The organism is Aminobacter sp. AP02, assembly GCF_003148805.1.
Lineage (GTDB): Bacteria > Pseudomonadota > Alphaproteobacteria > Rhizobiales > Rhizobiaceae > Aminobacter.
In genome coordinates, this window is record NZ_QGGX01000058.1 from 1 (window position 1) to 3,412 (window position 3,412).

General features: G+C 61.7%; 4 protein-coding genes. 1 reads left to right on the forward strand and 3 read right to left on the reverse strand.

All coding sequences use genetic code 11. The features are described from left to right. The 3 genes from C8K44_RS27105 to C8K44_RS27115 form a co-directional block, all read right to left on the reverse strand. The coding region (locus C8K44_RS27105) for a phage integrase N-terminal SAM-like domain-containing protein (protein ID WP_158282821.1) at positions 1-254 on the reverse strand (254 nt) is incomplete at its 3' end. 351 nt (positions 255-605) lie between these two features. Next, positions 606-1,934, reverse strand: a complete 1,329-nt coding sequence (locus C8K44_RS27110; RefSeq protein ID WP_109578849.1) for a type II toxin-antitoxin system HipA family toxin — start codon at positions 1,932-1,934, stop codon at positions 606-608. Continuing rightward, positions 1,934-2,188, reverse strand: a complete 255-nt coding sequence (locus C8K44_RS27115; RefSeq protein ID WP_109578850.1) for a helix-turn-helix transcriptional regulator — start codon at positions 2,186-2,188, stop codon at positions 1,934-1,936. The genes C8K44_RS27110 and C8K44_RS27115 overlap by 1 nt, the downstream gene beginning before the upstream one ends. Positions 2,189-2,666: 478 nt before the next feature. On the opposite strand from C8K44_RS27115, the gene C8K44_RS27120 reads away from it, so the two are divergent. After that, a partial coding sequence (locus C8K44_RS27120) for a GntR family transcriptional regulator (protein WP_109578851.1) occupies positions 2,667-3,412 on the forward strand: 746 nt, incomplete at its 3' end.

Here is a 3,412-nt window from a genome sequence, read left to right on the forward strand (position 1 = left end):
AAGAAGAAGCGCAACGCCGACACGATACTGTTCATGGTCGGCACGGGAACGCCGTCATCCTGCTGCCAGACCTGGAACCGGCGAAGGTCGTCGGCAGTCGCTGTGTCCGGTGAGCGCCCGAGGAATGTGGCCAGACGTCCGATGTCGCGCAGGTAGTTGCGCTGCGTCTCCCGTGAGAACCGCCGCATGTTCATGTCGTCGATCAACCGCTGGCGCAGCGGACTGATGGGTGCATCGAGAACAGGGTGGGGCATGATCAGGCTCCTTGTTGAAGAAGCCCGTCATGCTCTGCCGCTGCCGAACGACGCTCAATGCAAGCGCAACGAACGGCTCGTGCCCTTTACCTCACCGCGCGCGCTCTCCCGCGCAGCGGGTTAGTTCGACGGCCCCGGATATGCCGTTTGGCGGAACTAAACGGGTTTGGGGCGGCGGCGAAAGCACTTTGAACGGCGACAAGGGGGTCGAAAGCTGTCGACGAGACGCGGGTAAACTCCAGCGGTAAGGCAGGCCCGCCGGGCTGCCAGTCTTCGTGTTGTTCGTCGAACTCAGGGCTTTTGTCCGGCGAGCCCCAGCCCAGAATGGCGATGCACGGTTGGTTTCCTGCCCTAGACATGCACGGCAGCCGTTAAAGAATCGGCGATAAGTCGGGTGCGGTGGCTGAGGGCCGCCATGGTGGGCGCGACAAGCTGCGCGGGGAAACCTTGGGGCAGCGCCGCAATAACGGCCTCGGCCTGCCGTTCGGCGTTCGCTGCGATGTCTTCGAAGATCGCTTTTATGGCCGGGGTGCCGACACCGGCAATGTCCGCCGTTTGCAGGAAGTGGCGGGGAATGATGTCATGCATCGCGTAGTGGCGGTTCTTTCCGACCGACATGGCGAGCTTGAGTTTCTTGCGCGGGATTTGACCGTCGTCGAGGCTCGGCTGTGCGGTCAGAACGTCATAGAGCGGTGTCATGCGGAAGCGTCCGCCAGGGCTAAGGAAAATGCTGAAGTTCTTCGCGTGACCGTCGGTCGCGCCCAGCAGCCAGAAGATGATGTTCGCGCGCATGAACGTTGCGATGTCAGCTTCGGGCGTGTCGCTGCCCTTCAGCAGGGTGATGATCTCCCGCATCCCGGGGCCGCCGTCGGACTGGTATTTTTTGGTCGGCGGGATCGACAGCGCCTGGCAGGTGTCCTCTTGTGGAAGCCGCAGCAATCGTCCGTTCTTCGTCCAAAGGCGGTCGAAGCGTTCAATTATTAAAGTACGGCGTTCCCCGAAATCCGCGATCTCGACCCTGGCAGCGGGGACGCCGAATGCTTTCACCAGTTTCAGGCAGAGATATTCGTTCTCGACACTGTTCGAGAGGTCGATACCGTTCGGCAGCTGGCCGATCTGCGGTTTGAGAATGTGCGTCGTGGCGGTGGTGCCTGTGGGTTTGAACCACTGGCCGTCCTTGCGCAGCAGGGCGGTTTTTTCTTGGGCGCCCGCGATGGAGATTCGGAAATCTTCGTCTTCACCCATGCCGAGCGGCGCGGCGGCGAGGTTCTTGATGATGTCGGCGACCTCGTCGTCACTGACGGGCTTGCCGTCGGTGTCACCGGCGGCGCCGGGATCGACGCCGTCGGGCAGAAATTGCAGGGCGCCGACGCAGTCATGGCCGAGCGCGGTCAACAGGCTAAAGGCGTCCGTGCCGTCAGCGCCGACGCGTTCCGCAAGGCGCTTTCTGATAGGGTCGCTGTCGGGCAGCAGGTTGTCGAAGACGTTGATGACCGGGGTGCCGATATAGCGGTCCTCGCGCAGTGGCAGGGACAGCGACACCGGGAATGTGCCGCGCCAGTCCAGCCAGTCGCGCCCGTATTGAAAGTCGATGGCGCCTGTCGCCTCGCGGCGCAGCACGCCGACATGGCGGCTGTTCAGAAATACATTGAGGGGAACGTGGGCGCGCTTCCGTGCCATTAGAACAGGTCCTCGATGTCGGCAGGGCCGCCCTGGCTTCGCGGGCGGACGACCAGTTCGAGGTTCAGGGCTGAGAGGGCCTCCATCAGGGTGCGCAGCTGGACGGCGGGCTCCCCGGCTTCAAGGCGCGAGACCGTGCCTTGCCGCAGGTGGGTTTGTTCGCCGAGCGCGCCCTGGCTCAGCCGCGCCTGTTTGCGGGCGCGGCGCAGGATGGCGCCGAGTTGTTTTTCTGTGCGGGCGATCTGGTCGGTCATGGAAGCCTCCGGCCATTAGTATACGCGGGAGCGTATAAACCGTCAATATACGTGATTGCGTATAACTGATGAATATACGCGAAAGCGACTAAATAATGGACCAAGCGCAGGCTCAAAGGGACCGGTAATATAGCCGCACCGCATGGGCGATGATCTCGGCGGGAAAGCGAAGGTGTTTGTAGCTGATGAGCGCGTCCCTCATGAGCTGACCTCTAACCCAGCGCCTCCTCACCAGACGTTACCGCAACGACGTCTGACGGCTTCTTATAGTCGCTCAAAGCACGCACCGGTCCCAGTTTCAGCGTCGAGCGGACGAACTTGTAAAGACGGCCTTAAAACCCCGCGACATCAGCTTCATTGACGTCGCGTCTGCAACACCTGCTGGCCGCCGCCTAAAGAAATCAACTCGATGAACAATACCAGTTTAACACCTGAAAAAAATTCTGCATAAAGGAGCGACTTTCCACAGGTGGCTCCGATGGGCGATCAGCCAATCCTCGACTTCCTCGCAAGGCAGCTTTCAAGCGAGAGCGGCGAGCCGCTCTACCGAAGGCTCGAAGACGCCATCAAGCAGGCGATCTCCACTGCCCAGCTCACGCGCAATGCCGTCATTCCCAGCGAGCGCACCTTGTGTGACGCGCTCGGCATCTCTCGCGTCACCGTGCGCAAGGCCATTGACGGTCTCGTCTCGGACGGTTTGCTCGACCGCCGCCAGGGCGCCAAGACCATCGTGTCATCGCGACTGGAAAAGTCGCTGGCGACCATGACAAGCTTTTCCGAAGACATGCGTTCGCGCGGGCTGGAGCCGGGCTGCGTATGGATTTCGCGTGAAATCTCACGGCCCTCACCCGCCGAAATGATGGCTTTGGGCATATCCGGCAGCGAAAAGGTCGTCCGTCTCACGCGCCTGCGCACCGCCGATGACACGCCGATCGCCATAGAGACGGCAACCTTGCCGGCCCGTTTCGTACCTGATCCCCAGGCCATCAAAGAATCGCTCTACGAGTATCTGGAGGCCACCGGCGCCCTGCCGGTGCGGGCGCTGCAACGCATGCAGGCCAAGCCCGCCACCGACGAGGAGCGCCAGCTTCTCGACACGCCGGAGGACACCTCCTTGCTCGTCATGGAACGTCGCTGCTTCCTTGCCGACGGCCAGCTCGTCGAGTTCACCCAGACCAAATATCGCGGCGACGTCTACGATTTTGTCATCGAGCTGATGCGATA

Coding starts and splice junctions, on each gene's coding strand:
- C8K44_RS27110 (WP_109578849.1), bottom strand. CDS start 1,934: ATGGCACGGAAGCGCGCCCACGTTCCCCTCAATGTATTTCTGAACAGC.
- C8K44_RS27115 (WP_109578850.1), bottom strand. CDS start 2,188: ATGACCGACCAGATCGCCCGCACAGAAAAACAACTCGGCGCCATCCTG.